The sequence below is a fragment of the Aeromonas finlandensis genome (assembly GCF_000764645.1).
In the GTDB taxonomy this organism is placed as follows: Bacteria; Pseudomonadota; Gammaproteobacteria; order Enterobacterales; family Aeromonadaceae; genus Aeromonas; species Aeromonas finlandensis.
The window spans coordinates 38,301-53,967 of sequence record NZ_JRGK01000051.1 but is presented as its reverse complement, the minus strand read 5'-3'; the positions used below and the strand labels follow the sequence as shown (position 1 = coordinate 53,967).

5 protein-coding genes and 2 riboswitches are annotated in these 15,667 nt (G+C 61.4%); all 5 genes read right to left on the bottom strand.

Going from position 1 to position 15,667, the window contains the following annotated elements; translation table 11 throughout:
* Nucleotides 1–773 precede the first annotated feature (773 nt).
* Complete coding sequence (locus tag LD28_RS0106820; RefSeq protein WP_033136235.1) at nt 774–2,696, bottom strand: glycoside hydrolase family 19 protein; 1,923 nt, start codon at nt 2,694–2,696, stop codon at nt 774–776.
* Nucleotides 2,697–2,776: 80 nt separating this feature from the next.
* Complete coding sequence (locus tag LD28_RS0106815) at nt 2,777–5,758, bottom strand: M66 family metalloprotease (RefSeq protein ID WP_241462266.1); 2,982 nt, start codon at nt 5,756–5,758, stop codon at nt 2,777–2,779.
* Between the two features lie 73 nt (nt 5,759–5,831).
* Entirely contained in the window at nt 5,832–8,444 is a 2,613-nt protein-coding gene (locus LD28_RS0106810; RefSeq protein ID WP_033136234.1) for a glycosyl hydrolase family 18 protein, read from the bottom strand.
* A 98-nt stretch (nt 8,445–8,542) separates the two neighbouring features.
* Nucleotides 8,543–8,630, bottom strand: a riboswitch (cyclic di-GMP riboswitch).
* Nucleotides 8,631–9,147: 517 nt separating this feature from the next.
* On the bottom strand, nt 9,148–11,742 hold the full coding sequence (locus LD28_RS0106805) for a glycosyl hydrolase family 18 protein (RefSeq protein WP_033136233.1): 2,595 nt from the start codon (nt 11,740–11,742) through the stop codon (nt 9,148–9,150).
* 103 nt (nt 11,743–11,845) lie between these two features.
* Nucleotides 11,846–11,932, bottom strand: a riboswitch (cyclic di-GMP riboswitch).
* A gap of 235 nt (nt 11,933–12,167) precedes the next feature.
* Entirely contained in the window at nt 12,168–15,623 is a 3,456-nt protein-coding gene (locus tag LD28_RS0106800; RefSeq protein WP_033136232.1) for a hybrid sensor histidine kinase/response regulator, read from the bottom strand.
* Between the last annotated feature and the right edge of the window lie 44 nt (nt 15,624–15,667).

Here is a 15,667-nt window from a genome sequence, read left to right as displayed (position 1 = left end):
AGCTGAGCTATAACCCCAACTCACCTCGGCGCTGACGAAGTTATCTCCGGCAACGGAGGCGCATGATAGGCATCACCCGCTTTGCTGTCAACCCTAAAATAACCGCGATTGATTCGTTTAGTCAAAATTGCAGCAGTTCGCTGTTTTTACCAGCAAGGAGCATGCTATCTCTCTGTTTTATGTCACAAATCGGCCCAGGCTCCGATATTCAAGCCCCGATAAATGAGAGGCCGTGAAGCAAGCCCCTTCCCTATGTAATGCTCCCGCTCACGGGCCTCTTTGCTGGCTGATCATCAGCGTCTTCCCCGTCACCTCGGGAAAGCCTTTCCATAAAGAGCATTGCATTTGAAAACCCTTTCCATGATTTTCGTAAATTTACAACACAAAAAGTTGATCTGGCTCACAGATGACCATAGGATAAAACCGTGACCCAGGTCACACACCATAACCATAAATGACAGAGCGATGAGGTAAACCATGTTTGAGAATCTGGCAGTCCTGTTCCGCCTCAAGGGCGCAACCACCAAGAGCGGCATTGTAGAGAAAGATGCCTATGCACCGTCCACCCGTGAATACTACTTCCGCTACGGCAAGTGAGCCGTGAAAGTATTTCACCAATTATAGTAATAAAATTACATCACACACATCCTATCGCAGCGCCATCAGGTGCTGTCCTGTCCCGGCCAGAGCGATACCTCGGCCAAACCTGAACTCCACCAAACAAGAATGGGGCCCGCAGGCCCCATCTTTTATTGCATCGGCTTATAGCCGGGTCACAGCTTGATCCAGGCATCGCTCCATGCGGTCCCCTTGCCGGGCTCATAGGCCCAGGCAGCACCGGCACACCAGCCGGTGTAGGGATGCGGTTTGCACTCGTAGCTGGCACCGCCATTGCTGACCCGCTCGCCCGCTTTGTAGGGAGTACCCGCCTTGTAGGCCGGGTAGTCGCCATCCGGCGGTGTCACGCCCCCCTCTTCCCCTTTCACCAGCAGCACGTGGCTGGTGCTGCGGCTCAGGTTCCCTTCATCGGTCACCGTCAGCTTGATATCCAGCTTGGTATCTCTGGCCGGCTTGGGCAGGGTCAGCTCCAGCGTGACCTGATCCAGTGCCGGGGCAGAGGCACCTGCCGGAATAGTCCAGCCATACGCCAGCGGCTTGCCTTCCGGATCGCTGGAGTGCTGGGCCGAGAGGGTCACTTTGCTGCCGCCTTCTGCCTGCGCCGGGCCGGTGATCGTGGCCACTGGCGGCAGGTTGGTACCGCCGCCGTTATCCTCGATCACCACCTCGGGATAGAAGTGCTGGACACAGCGGCTGTAATCCCCCTCCTTGAAGGCGCTGAAGCGGGTCTGGTAACCCACCAGCTTGCACTCATAGCTCTTGCCGCCATTGGGATTGCCAGCCACATAGCTCCAGTCCTGCTCCCAGTAGATGGGCAGGGCACCGGCGCCTTTCTCGTCAAAGTACTTCATCCCTTTGCAACCGAGCACTTCGTCAGCGGGTACCCGCACGCCGAGGTAGTTGGCAAACTCGCGGTAGTAGTTGATGCGGTTCTGGGACTGGGCATGCTCGGCGCTGCCGCCACACTCCACCCCACCGTTGATGATCTGGGTAGTGACCCCGAAACCGGGGATCAGACCATTCTGCTTGTCATGGTCGTTCGGCTGCCAGGTGCCGTCGATGACATGGAGCATGGAGGGCTTGGGCGGCTGCGGGTAGGTGTAGAAGAACACCGCGCTGGCGAGGTTGAGCCAGCTGTCGGCCACCAGCTCCGGCTTGTCGAGCAGGGTGCGCACCGTGCCGAACATCGCCTCGGAGAAGGGGCCGTAGTTGTAGTTATAAGAGAGCTGCTTGGCGCCGCGGCCGAAGTAGCTCTTGAACTCGCCATTGTCGAAGGTGCCGCATGGCCACTGCTGACCCTGCCACACATCGGGACGACACTCGGCGTTGTAGCCGCCGCGCATCGCTTCGGTCCAGCCCATCTCGCGCACATAGACCAGCGCCTGACGCCACTCGGCCTCTGGCCGCCAACTCTCGTGGCCGCCGGTCTCCTGAGCGAAGTGGGCAAACATGGTCGCCAGCGTCTTGCGGCAGATGGCGTCGGCATCGCGGCCATCGCTGTAGTCGCTGCACAGGGCCGGGAACTTGGCCGCTGCCTGCAGCAGACCGCGATAGGTGTACTCGGGGGCGCGCAGCGGGAACAAGTAGTTGAACTGGCTCTCGCTCAGCAACCCTTCGACCCGTTTAACGTTGTCCGGATTGTCGACTCGGCCCGGTTGCACCGCCTCGACCACCAGATTGTCACGGGTGGCAATGGAGGCCTTGACCGCTGCCATCGCCGGGAAGTCGGTCAGCGCCTGCTCTTTGGCATCCAGCTCGGCCTGGCTCATGTAAACAGGGGTAGTACTGCCATCCGGCGGGGTGGGCGTCGGCGGGTTTGGCTTGTCATCGCCGCCGGTGTCCGGCGGGGTCACTTCCCCTTCGCCGATCAGCTTCCACGGGGTATCCCACTCGTTGGCGGCCGCCATGCCGGGCGTCTGCCCCGGATTGACCCACCACTTGGCCTCGAAAACCTGGCCGTTGTAATTGACCTGGCTGCCGCCCGGATAGGATTTGTTGATGTCGTATGCCTCGGCCGCCCACAGGTGGCCGCTCAGCATCAAGCCGGCAAGCAGAAGGGTGATGCGATTTTTTTTCATTATTGTTGCTCTCTATGGTTTTGTAGCAAAAAAGCGGAGCCCGCCTGAACAGGCTCCACCATCTTCATCATGGACTCAATCTAGGGGCAGCTTGCCGCCCCGACATCCAGCCAGACATCGTGCTTGCCCGGCTCATTGCCTTGAGTCCACCACTTGGCCTTCCACTGACGGCCGTTGTGGTTGGTGAGATCCCCGCCGTTGTAGGCAACAGCGGGACTCCACCCCAGATCAACCTGACTCACCAGCGCCCACTGATCGGCGGCGCGGCTCGGCTCATTACCCTGAGTCCAGTACTTGGCACGCCATACCAGCTGGTTGTGGCTCACCTTGTCGCCGCCGTTGTAGACCTTGCTGGCCTGCCATGCGGGAACGTTGGCCGCTTCCGGGTCGGTGGTGTTGCAAGAGCCGTCGACCACGGGCGCCAGCGTCAGCACGATGCGCCCTTCGCTCTGATGTACCCCGTCCGAGACGCTCACACTCAGCTCATGCTGCTCGCTGGTAGTGACTGCCGGCGGTAGCAGACGCAGGTTGGCGCTGGTCTCGCCTTCCGCCTGCCAGCCCGCTGGAAAGTGCCAGCGGTAGCTCAGCGCATCGCCCTCGGGATCCCTCGCCTCGGCGGTGACGGTCAGCCACTCACCGCCGATGCCGCCGAGCTGTGCCGGTACGGTCACCACCGGAGGCTGGTTCTCAACCACGCCCTGCTCTAACGGCCGCCCGTTGACGGTAAAGGAGAGTGACTGCTGTGGTGGCAACAAGCTCTGCTGCACCAGGCTCTGGCCACGGCACTGGATGGTGGCGCGGCCGGGCTCGCTGGCGGTGGGCAGGTTGATGTGGAACTTGTTCATGACGCTGCTAGCCGCTCTGTGATTGGCCAGCCTGAAGCGCTGCAGACCATCGCGGGTCTCCACCTGCAACTGGCAGTCACTGCCGGACAGGGTGTTGCTGTCATCCGGGTAGGTGAAGCCGTAGGCGCCGTGCAGCGCCGGATAGATGTAACTGGGCAAGCTCCCCTGCGGGTCGTAATAGCCCACCAGGGTGGTCACCGGCACTCCGAATTGCTCGGGCTTGCGTGCAACCTTGGTATCGATGGGGGAGACCTCCACCCAGCTCTGGCCATCCGAGGTGAAGCTCTTCTTGAAGCCCCGGTTCACCACAATCTCCTTGCCGTTGATAAAGAGGCGACTGTTGTAACCGGCCCCGTGATCGATGGTCAGACTGCGCCCCCGGTTGTCCGCAGAGGCAACCGGCACCCGGATATCACGAGTCCAGCGTCCATCCCACATGGCAACCCTGACCAAGCCGTAATCCGCCAGCAGGGCACTCAGTCCGGCCTCGCTCAGGGCATCCATGGGTGCATCGACCTTCTCGATCCCCTCGATTGTGTGCTGATAGGGCTCCATCCTGGCCGTCGCACTGTTCCACTTGCTAAAGCCGGTGGCCGAGTTGGCATCGAACACCGCCTTGCTCTCCAGGAAGCGCTGGATGATGGCGGCCGAATTGGGGGTATAGAGGGTGAAACGGTTGGCGCCAGAGAGGGGGCTGCCGCCCGCCATCGCATCGTAGCCAAACTTGCGGCCATCGAACGGAGGCTGGCACTGGCCATCCAGACAGGCATCCTCATTGGTGCGGGTCGGCGAGAAGTTGGGGATGAAACGGTGTTTGTCACTGTCCCAGCCCCAGCTGGAGTTGAGCTGATCGGCACGGCGATGAACCGAGCCACGGAAACCATCCACATAGTGGCCAAGGCCGAAGTTGTGGCCCACTTCGTGGCTGAACTCGTTGCCCAGCGAATCATCCAGCGTGACGATGCCACCGCCACCTGACCCACCGTGCACCTGAACCCCATTGGCATACTTGCCGCGACTGTTGTGCGCCGTCAGCTGTGCCGCCACAAAGGGATGGCTTCCCTCCCCTTCACCGGCACTGCTGTTGATGCCGTAGTTGGCATTGTCGATGCCGTGGGAGATAAGCTCCTTGCCGATGCGCTGACGCATGGTGCCGCCATGCCAGCCCCCTTCGCTCGGGTCAAAATCGGTCAGCAGGGTGCCGTTGGGCAGCATCACCTCAGGCAGGGAGAGCGGCGCATACTGACTGACAATCAACCGACTGGCAGGAATGGTCTGGAAGTATTCGCGATGGGCCTCCTTGTCATTGGCAAAGGCAAAGCGATCCCGTGGCGTGGTGAGCATGCCGATGTCGATGGTGTGCAGCAACAGCTCGCCGGGGGCGCCGACTTTGATATCACGCAATTCACCACTGAGATTGCCCTGACGAACGGAGAGGTTCAGTCCGGGCTGGATCCACTCGGCAGGCAGCTCGCCGCTCCAGGTATCCGCTGCATAGGTGATGCGGTTGTTCTCCAGCGCCCCCTCGCGGAACCACTGCCCCTTGGCAAACTTGAACTGCAGGGTCTGGCCACGGGAGACGGTCACCTGTCGCTCGCCATAGAAGGCCGTCGAGTTATAACCGGCGCTGGAGCGGATCCGCACCATCTGGCCCTCCAGCTCCGGGCTCACGGGCAGGTAGATATCCCGAACCCAGCGGCCGTCAGCGGTCTGGATCTCCACCAGCGCTCGACCAGTCAGCCGCTCCTTGAGGAAGGCGCCGCTCTTGTCGTTCAGTTTGGCCAAATCAGCACTGCTGCTGATGACGGCAGTGGTGCCGCTCTCCGGGATGAAACTTACTCCGCCTTCGGGAACCCCCGCGAGGTGGTAGACCGTCTCGGGCAGCGCTGATGGCGGCGACAAGGTCAGGGTGCCAAGCAGCTTGCCGCTGCCGTCACGAGCCTCCACCGTCATGGGGGTCACCCCGTCGGCCTGGAGCGGTTGCACCAGCAGCAGGCTCTTGCGCAGGCTGGTCAGGATAGGTTGGCGATCCCCCTCCTTGGGATGGGACGGCAGGATCTGGCTCTGGGCAAACTGCACGCTGGCGGCCAAACTGCCCGCCAGATCGCTTTGCGGTGTCGTGTCATTGAATATCAGGGGCGAGGTGGCGGCAGACAGGGGGCCTACCGCCAGGGTTGCCATGATGAGGGCAGCGATTCGGGTCACATGTGTAGTCATTGTCGGGTTCTCGTTCATATTGCTACCGGGAATGAGGGGCATGTCGCCATGCCCCGTCATCGGTGAGGAGGCCTCAGTTACAGCTTGCTGCCCCGATATCCAGCCAGACATCGTGCTTGCCCGGCTCATTGCCCCGAGTCCACCACTTGGCCTGCCACTGACGGCCGTTGTGGTTGGTGAGATCCCCGCCGTTGTAGGCAACGGCCGCGTTCCAACCCAGATCAACCTGACTCACCAGCGCCCACTGATCGGCACTGCGGCTCGGTTCATTGCCCTGAGTCCAGTACTTGGCACGCCATACCAGCTGGTTGTGGCTCACCTTGTCACCGCCGTTGTAGACCTTGTTGGCCTGCCATGCCGGGACGTTGGCCGCTTCCGGGTCGGTGGTGTTGCAAGAGCCCCCTTCACCGCCTTCGTTGATTGGCGTGACGGTGAGACGAGTTGCCGCGTTGGCGTCGAGCGCGCCATCGGAGACGGTCACAGAGAGGTCATAACCGGTTTCGACATCCACCGCCGGGCCAGTGATCACCAGAATGGCGCTGTTCTGACCGGTCGCAGTGATACCGGCAGGCACTTGCCACTGGTAGATCAGCTCATCGCCATTGGGGTCGGATGCCTTGGCGGTGATGCTCACCTGCTTGCCCTCCTCTACCTTGACGCTGGCAGGCAAAGTCACCACCGGAGGCAAGTTGGGTTGCGGCGCCTTGTTGGTCACCACCACCTGATCCTTGGCACTCAATTGATGGTCATCGGTTACCGTCAGCTCGAATACCAGCGCGGTATCGGCACTGACGGCATTCAGATCGACTCGCACCTTGGCCTGCGTGGTATCACCCAGCACAGCTTGCGGACCGGAGAGCTGCTTCCAGCTGTAGGTCAGGGAGCCTTTTTCCGGATCGTGGGAGGCTGAGCCATCCAGCAGCAGGGTAGCCGGGCCGGTCACCGCAACATCGCTGCCCGCATTGGCGACCGGCGGCTTGTTGGCTGGCGGAGTGACCCCTTCACCGTGGCCGAGACCTTCGTGCATGGCGTTGAGGATGTCGCCGTTGTCGGCATCGATCTCCCAGGAGAAGAGACCGCCCAGCTTGTTGGCCAGCACATATTGGCCTTTCGCCTTGACCGAGCGCTCGTCGTCATAGGTGATCAGCTCGCCGGTGGAGGGCTTGAACAGGGTGGCCGCTTCGGCAGTCTCGTCGTAGTTGTACTCCCAGCCAGCGCCCATATGGCTGTTGACGATGTGGCGATAATCCAGCACCCCATCTTCCCAGGTGCCCTTGATCTTGCCGGTGGCGGTGCCGGTGAAGGGGTCGTTGCCCTGATAACCGCTCACCCCTTTCCAGCCACGACCGTAGGCGGCGGCACCGATCACCAGCTTCTCGGAGTCGACCCCCTGCGCCAGCAGCTGCTGCACCGCCGCATCGGTGTTGTAGCGCTTGTTGGCCGAGCCGTTGGTGGCCTGATAGAGGTTGGCCTGATGACCCAGCTGGGTATTGCTCCAGCCACCGTTGTAGTCGTAACTCATCACGAAGAGGTGGTCCATGTACTGCTGGGCAGCCTTGTAATCCACATCCTCAATCTTGTCGTAACCGGCACCGATGGCGGAGGTGAGCTGATAGGTACGACCGGTCTCGGCCTCCAGCTCGTCGAGCATGGCGCGCAGATCCTTCATGATCAGCACATAGGTTTCACCATCTTTGCTCTTGTCTCCCAGATTGGGGTTGGCGCCGTCCCCGCCCGGGAACTCATAGTCGATATCGACACCGTCGAAGAACTTCCAGGTCTGCAGGAACTCTTTGACCGAGGCGACGAACACGTCACGCTTGGCTTTGTCATGCATGAAGAAGAAGGGATCGGAGAGGGTCCAGCCACCGACGGAGGGGAGGATCTTCAGGTCCGGATAGGCCTGTTTGAGGGCCATCAGGTTGCCGAAGTTGCCCTTGTAGGGCTCATCCCAGGCGACCAGTGACCCCTGCCCTTTTTGCAGCGCCGCCCAGGGATCGTGAATGGCGACCTGGAAATCCTTGCGCCCGGCGCAGGCACGTTGCAACGCCTGGAAGCTGCCAGAAATCTCTTTGAGGCTGTCGTTGAGGCCATCACCGCCACAGATCGGGGTGAAGCCATAGAGGATATGGGTCAAGTTCTGGGCCGGCAGCTTGTCCACGGTGAAGTTGCGATCGTAGACCCCCCACTCCACATAGTAGGTGCCGACCACCTTGCCGGATTTGTTGACGTAAGGCTTGTTGTGCTCCTGCAGGGCTGGCTTGAGCGGTGCGAGGTGGCTGCCATCGGTATCGGCAACCACGATCTCTTTGGCATCAGACAGGGTGCAGCCATCGCCGTTGCACAGCGCGACCTGCATCTGATAGCGGCCCCCCTTGTGCACCTTGAAGGTGGCGGTACCAGCGGCGGAAGAGGGACCGGACCAGACTTCCTTGCCATCCAGCAGCACCTTGGCACTCTGGCCTATATCGCCGTTCCAGAGATTCCAGGTGACGGTCACATCGGCACCATCCTTCACCTTGACCAGCTCGTTATAAGCGGTCGCGGACTGGCTGACTTCGACGATGGCAAACTTGGTGGGGCCCCAACCGATGGCGGGTTTGCCCGGAGCAGCCGCATAAGCGGCGGAGGTGGCGAGCAGGGTACCGACCATCATGGCCAGCAGTGCGGGTTTTGGACTTAGCATATTGCTTTCCTTTTCGTTATGGAAAAACGAAAGGGCTACGCAACACGACAGGTAACACAAAAACGGCCACCCCTTGGCAAAGGCAGCCTGCATACCACTGTGGTGGCCCCGCTATCCTAGGTCGTCTTGACCCTTAGACCGGAAGCTTTGCGTCCCGACTTTTCAATCGGTTTGCCCTTTCACAACTTTATTCTTGGTGATAAATAATCACCGATTAACTGTAGGGTAATTCAGATCACTAAACAAATCCGACCATTGCCGGCCGCCCGTCCAAGAATCGCCACTCTCGTTTTACTTTTGTTGAAAAACGGATTAAAAACATACACATACAGAAGATGGCTTGTTTACAACAACTGACATCATGGCGATGACCGACGGCAAGAAATAAAATAAATCGATAAAAATCAATAATTAACAAAACAAGGCACATTGTGGAGTACGGCCATGAAAATGAATTGATAGTCATTTTCTCCCCGAACCCTTGTCATAAACGCAATATGGGCCCCTTCTCGACTAACCATCCGGATACGACAAAATTGTTCGTCTGACTCGCCATCCCGAGTGAAAGCCCTGCAGGCCAACCTCCGACGCAGCAACACCAGCCGTTGCCGCTTGGCTCACCTTGCTTGAAAGAGGCTTACCAGCTAGCTGCAAAACCGACAACAGCGGGGCATGAGTGGCATGCCCCGCGTCCACTCAAGCGTTATTTACAGCTTGCCGCCCCGACATCCAGCCAGACATCGTGCTTGCCCGGCTCGTTGCCCTGAGTCCACCACTTGGCCTTCCACTGACGGCCGTTGTGGGTGGTGAGCTCGCCACCGTTGTAGGCCACATTGGCATCCCAACCCAGTTGCACCTTGCTCACCAGCAGCCACTGATCCGCGGTGCGGCTCGGCTCGTTGCCCTGGGTCCAGTACTTGGCCTGCCACACCAGCTGGTTATGGCTCACCTTGTCGCCACCGTTGTAGACCTTGCTCGCCTGCCAGGCAGGCCAGTTGGCCGCATCCGGATCGGTCGCTGTGCAACCACCGCCGCTGCTGGCCGGTTTGACCGTCAGACGGGTTGCCGCGCTGGCATCCAGCCCGCCGTCAGAGACGGTGATGCTCAAGTCATAGCCAGTGTCGCTGGTGACGCTCGGGCCGGTGACTACCAGAGTGGCGCTGTTCTGGCCCGTTGCGGTGATGCCTGCCGGCACGCTCCACTGATAGGTCAACGGATCACCGTTCGGATCAGAGGCGGTCGCCTTGATGGTCACCTGCTTGCCCGCCTCCACAGAGGCCGTGGCAGGTACACTCACCACCGGCGCCAGGTTGGCCTGCGGCGCCTTGTTGGTCACCACCACCTGATCGCGGGCGGTGAGGTTGTGGTCATCAGTCACGGCCAGCTCGAACACCAGATTGATGTCGGCGGACACGGCGTCCAGCACTACACGGGCCTTGGCCTGAGTGGCATCGAGCAGGCCAGCCTGCGGCCCGGAGATCTGCTTCCAGCTGTAGCTGAGAGCGCTGTTCTCCGGATCGTGGGAGGCCGAGCCATCCAGCGTCACCTCGGTCGGGCCGGTGACCTTGAGGTCACTGCCCGCATTGGCCAATGGCGGCTTGTTGACTGGCGGCGTGATGCCACTGCCGTGGCCCAGCCCTTCGTGCATGGCGTTGAGGATGTCGCCGTTGTCAGCGTCGATCTCCCAGGAGAAGAGGCCACCGAGCTTGTTGGCCAGCACATACTGCCCCTTGGCCTTGACCGAACGCTCGTTGTCATAGGTGATAAGATCGCCGGTCGCCGCCTTGAACAGATAGGGGGCCTCGGCCGCCTCGTCATAGCTCTGCTCCCAGCCAGCCCCCATCCGGTTGTTGACGATGTCGCGGTAATCGACCACGCCATCCTCCCAGGTGCCTTTCACCTTGCCGGTCGCCTTGCCAGTGAAGGGGTTATTGCCCTGATAACCGCTCACCCCGGTCCAGCCACGGCCATACATGGCGGCCCCGACCACCAGCTTGCCCGGTTCAACCCCCTGCGCCAGCAGCTGATTCACCGCCTTGTCGGTGGTGTACTTGGTATCGGGATCCCAGCTCGCCGCATAGAGGTTGGTCTGGTGGCCCAGCTCGGTGTTGCTCCATGCGCCGTTGTAGTCGTAGGTCATCATGAAGATGTGGTCCATGTAGGGCTGGGCCGCCTTGTAGTCTACATCCTGGATCTTGTCCCCCCCCGCCCCGATGGCCGAGGTGAGCTCATACTGGCGACCGGTCTCGGCCTCCAGCTCGTCGAGCATGGCCCGCAGCTCCTTCATCAGGGCCACATAAGTGGCACCATCACTCGGGCTGCCCAGTTTCGGGTTGGCGCCCTGACCCCCCGGATACTCCCAGTCAATATCCACGCCATCGAAGAACTTCCAGGTCTGCAGGAACTCTTTCACCGAGCCGACGAACACATCGCGCTTGGTTTTATCACCGAGGAAGTAGAAGGGGTCGGAGAGGGTCCAGCCGCCGACCGAGGGGAGGATCTTGAGATTCGGATAGGCCTGCTTGAGCGCCATCAGGGCGCCAAAGTTGCCCTTGTAGGGCTCGTCATGAGCAGTGAGGTTGCCTTGCGGCATCTGGATGGCGGCCCAGGGATCGTGCATCGCCACCTTGAAGTCGGCCCGGCCGGCGCACGCCCGTTGCAGCGCCTGGAAGCTCCCTTCGATCTCCTTGAGGCTGTCGTTGAGGCCATCCCCGCCGCAGATGGGGGTGAAACCATAGAGGATATGGGTCAGGTTCTGGGCCGGGATCTTGTCAACCGTAAACTTGCGGCCATAGACCCCCCACTCCACGTAGTAAGTACCGACCACCTTGCCGGACTTGTTGGCGTAGGGCTTGTTGTTCTCCTGCAGCGGCGCCTTGAGCGGTGCCAGATGGCTACCATCGGTATCGGCGACCACGATCTCCTTGGCATCAGAGAGGGTGCAGCCATCGGCGTTGCACAGCGCCACCTGCATCTGATAGCGCCCCCCTTTCTTCACCTTGAATTTGGCGCTGCCCGCAGCGGCGGAGGGACCGGACCACACCTCCTGACCATTGAGCAGCACCTTGGCACTCTGGCCCAGATCACCGCTCCAGAGGTTCCAGTTCACCTCCACATCGGCGGCATCCTTCACCTTGACCAGATTGTTGTAGGCAGTGGCCGCCTGATCGACTTCGACGATGGAAAACTTGGTGGGGCCCCATCCGATGGTCGGCTTGCCGGGCGCCGCAGCATAAGCGGACGAGGCGCAGCACAGACCGACCGCGAGGGCCAGCATGGTAGGCTTTGGACTTAGCATTTTTTATATTTCCCTATTTCGTTATGTTGGCAACGAAAAGGGCTACGCCCTGACAGGTAACGCAGACAGCAGTGCGGCCTCTTGGCAAAGGTGCACAACAACCTGTGGTGGCCCCGCTATCTCAGTACGGCTCATCCCTGGACCGGAAGCTTTGCGTCCCGACCTCGCGATCGGTTTGCCCTTCAGCTACTTCATTCGCGATAAAAACAATCGCATCCCGACTATAGAGTGAGCAGATCAGGCGCGCTACTGCCGACTTTACAGAGCCAGTGGCTTACCAGAATGGCCATCGGTCGTTATCACACGGAATAGTGAAGGGATCATCGCCAATCCGAAGCCATGTATGGCGTCTCATCAAGGCGATGGCCGCCCCGATATTTGCGCGGTTTTGTGAGCCGGTTCACGGCTTGCCGCCCTGGGCGCCGCTACCGCAGCAGCAGGCTGTTCATCAGGGCCCGCAGTTTGAGCGGTTTGACCGGCTTGCTGATGTAGCCATACCCCCCCTCACGGATCTGCACCTGCAACTCACTCTTGCGATCGGCGCTGATGATGATGCCCCCCAGCTCGTCACCACACACCTGCTGCAGCGCAGCGAGCGCCTCCAGCCCGGTCTTGCCGTCATCGAGGTGGTAGTCGGAGAGCACCAGTCTCGGCACAAACCCCTCCGCCACCAGCGCCTCGGCTTCGGCCAGATCGACGGCACAGCGTACCTCGCAGCCCCAACGGCTGAGCAGGGTGCTCATGGCGGTCAGAATGTCCCGCTCGTTGTCGATGCAGAGCACGGCTACCCCCTCCAGCTGGCTGTCGCGCACCACCGGCGCCGCCAGCTGATGAGCCGTGACCGGCCGGGTCGCCAGATTGAGGGTCACCGCAAAGACCGACCCCTTGCCCGGCCAGCTCTGCAAGGTGAGCTGATGACCGAGCACCTGCGAGATGCCGCGGGCGATGGCGAGCCCCAGACCCAGCCCCTGCTCCTTGGCGGTGCGGGAGTGATCGAGGCGGGAGAACTCGTCGAAGATCGCCTCCTGCTTGTCCTGCGGGATGCCGGGGCCGTTATCCCACACTTCGATGCGGATCTTATCTCCCATCCGGCGACAACCGAGCAGCACCCGGCCACCGGGGTTGTAGCGAAACGCATTGGTGAGGAAGTTCTGCAGCACCCGGCGCAGCAGCCGCACATCGCTGTGCACCGCATGCTTGCTCTCCACCACCGAGAAGTGGATCCCTCCCGCCTGCGCCAGCACGCCAAACTCCGCCTTGAGGTTGTCGAGCAGATCGCGCAGGGCAAAATCGAGCTTCTTGGCCTTGAACTTGCCTGCTTCAAGCCGCGAGATATCGAGCAGATCAGTGATGAGATCCTCGGTCGCTCCCAGCGCATCGTCGATATGGCGGGCGATGCGGGCCTGTTCGCCAGCATCGGGCAGCATCTCCAGCAGGGAGGAGGTAAACAGCTTGGCCGCATTGAGGGGCTGGGTCAGATCGTGGCTGACCGCCGCCAGAAAACGGCTCTTGGAGTGGTTGGCCCGCTCCACCTGCTGGTTCACCAGCAGCAGCTGGCGGTTGAGTTCGGAGAGCTCGTGGGTGCGCTCGGCCACCCGCGCCTCCAGATGTTCGTTCGCTTCGCGCAGCACCCGCTCGGCATCGCGAAACGGGGTGATGTCGGTAAAGGTCATGACGAAACCACCGGCGGGCATGGGATTGCCCTGCATCTCGATCACCCGCCCGTCCGGGCGCTCCCGCGCCGAGATATGGGCGCTGCCCCGCTTCATAAAGGCGACCCGCCGTGCCACGTGATCCTCGATATCACCGGTGCCACAGAGCCCCTGCTGGGCGTTGTAGCGGATGATCTCTTCAATAGGACGCCCCGCCTGAATAAGCCCCGGCGGGTAGTGGAACAGCTCGATGTAACGGCGGTTCCACGCCACCAACCGGAGCTCCCGATCCACTACCGAGATCCCCTGCCCGATATGCTCGATCGCCCCCTGCAACAGGCCGCGGTTGAAGCGAAACACGTCGGAGGCCTCATCGACGATGGTGGCGATCTCCTCGAGCTGCATGTTGCGCCCCTGCAGGGCAGAGGCGAGCACCAGCCGTGCCGACGAGGTGCCAAATACCCCCGCCAGCAGCCGCTCGGTGTGGGCGATCAATTCGGCCGAGGCCTGCATCTGCGGCGCCAGGGTGCCGCCCCGCTCACCGGCGAAACGACCAAAGGCGCGCTTGACCCGGCTCGAACCGACGAAGCGGGCCGCCAGCATCTCCAGCTCCTTGACCGAGACCCGCGCCTGATAGAGGGCGGCGGTATCGCGGCTCGTCTTGCCGACGAAGTTGGCCGCCTGCAACCGCTCGCTCACCGCCGGGCGGGAGAGCAGGGAACCCGCCACATAGCCGAGCAGGTTGAAGAGCAGACTCAGGAAGATGCACCAGGCCCCGAGACTCAGCTCGCGAAAGGCAGGCCAGTCCGGCGGCGCCAGCAGCTCGGCCAGCGGTGAACCGGCCAGCAGCCCGCTCTCCACCAGCAGGGTCACGAACCAGAGACTCACCCCGAGGAAGAGACCAAGATAGACCCCCTTGCGATTGCCGTGGCGCCAGTAGAGGCCGAGCAGCAGGGCCGGTGCAAACTGGGCCACCGCGCCAAAGGAGAGATAGCCGATGCGCGACAGACTGGTGAGATCGCCAAGCCAGAGGTAGAGCCCCCAGGCCGCCAGCAAGATCAGCAGGATGGCGCCGCGACGCACCTGCAACAGCAGCCGCACCAGCCGCTCGTCGCGCCCCTGCCGCCAGAAGCGGCGCAGCAGCACCGGCAGCACCAGATCGTTGCTCACCATGATCGCCAGCGCGATGGTGCAGACGATCACCATGCCGGTGGCCGCCGAGGTACCGCCGAGGAACGCCAGCATCGCCATGCCATCGAACCCGAGAGCCATCGGCAGGCTGATCACATAGGTGTCGGAGGCCATGTCGGCCCCTACCCACTGCTTGCCCGCCAGCGCCAGTGGCCAGATAAAGAGCCCCATCACGAACAGGTAGAGCGGGAAGATCCAGCGTGCCCAGTGGAGATCCTGCCCCTGATTGTTCTCCACCACTGTCACATGAAACTGGCGCGGCAGACAGATAACGGCGCACATCGCCAGCACCGTATAGATGGCAAGCTCCAGCAGATTGCCGGGGCTCACCGCCACCACCTGCGCAAAGAAGTCGCGGGTCACCTGCTCGTGGGCTTCGCCGGGTTTGCTCAGGATCAGCCAGAGGGCGAAGCCCCCCACCGCGATAAAGGCCAACAGCTTCACCAACGACTCGAAGGCGATAGCCACCACCATCCCTCTGTGGTGCTCGGTGGCATCGAGGTGGCGGGTGCCGAACAATATGCTGAACAGCGCCAGCAGCAGGGTGACCCCGAGCGCCAGCTCGCTGGTGTTGCTGGTCGGGCTGATGCCACCGCTATTGGCCATCAGCAGATCCAGCCCGGTGACGATGGCTTTGAGCTGCAATACCAGATAGGGGAGGATCCCCATGATGGCGATGAGGGAGATCACCATGGCGAGCCGCTGGGATTTGCCGTAACGGGCGGCGATAAAGTCGGCGATGGAGGTGATGTGCTCGCGCTTGGCCACCAGAATGAGGCGGGCCAGCAGCCGCCAGCCAAACAGAAAGACCAGCATGGGGCCAAGGTAGATGGGCACCGGCGACCAGGGGGATTCACTCGCCTGCCCCACGGTGCCAAAGAAGGTCCAGGAGGTGCAATAGACCGCCAGCGACAGACTGTAGAGCAGCGGCTGCCCCTTGAGACGTTGCCGTTTGTACTTGTCTGCCACGAAGGCGATCAGAAACAGCAGCCCCAGATAGGTGAGCGACAATCCGATCAGCAGCCATCCCTGGTGCATCGATAACTCCTTGTCCATGTTGAGTTTTTGTATACAACCTCGCC

Excerpts from the sequence above, each read along its gene's own strand:
- LD28_RS0106820 (WP_033136235.1), bottom strand. The coding sequence starts at position 2,696 with ATGAAAAAAAATCGCATCACCCTTCTGCTTGCCGGCTTGATGCTGAGC.
- LD28_RS0106815 (WP_241462266.1), bottom strand. The coding sequence starts at position 5,758 with ATGACTACACATGTGACCCGAATCGCTGCCCTCATCATGGCAACCCTG.
- LD28_RS0106810 (WP_033136234.1), bottom strand. The coding sequence starts at position 8,444 with ATGCTAAGTCCAAAACCCGCACTGCTGGCCATGATGGTCGGTACCCTG.
- LD28_RS0106805 (WP_033136233.1), bottom strand. The coding sequence starts at position 11,742 with ATGCTAAGTCCAAAGCCTACCATGCTGGCCCTCGCGGTCGGTCTGTGC.
- LD28_RS0106800 (WP_033136232.1), bottom strand. The coding sequence starts at position 15,623 with ATGCACCAGGGATGGCTGCTGATCGGATTGTCGCTCACCTATCTGGGG.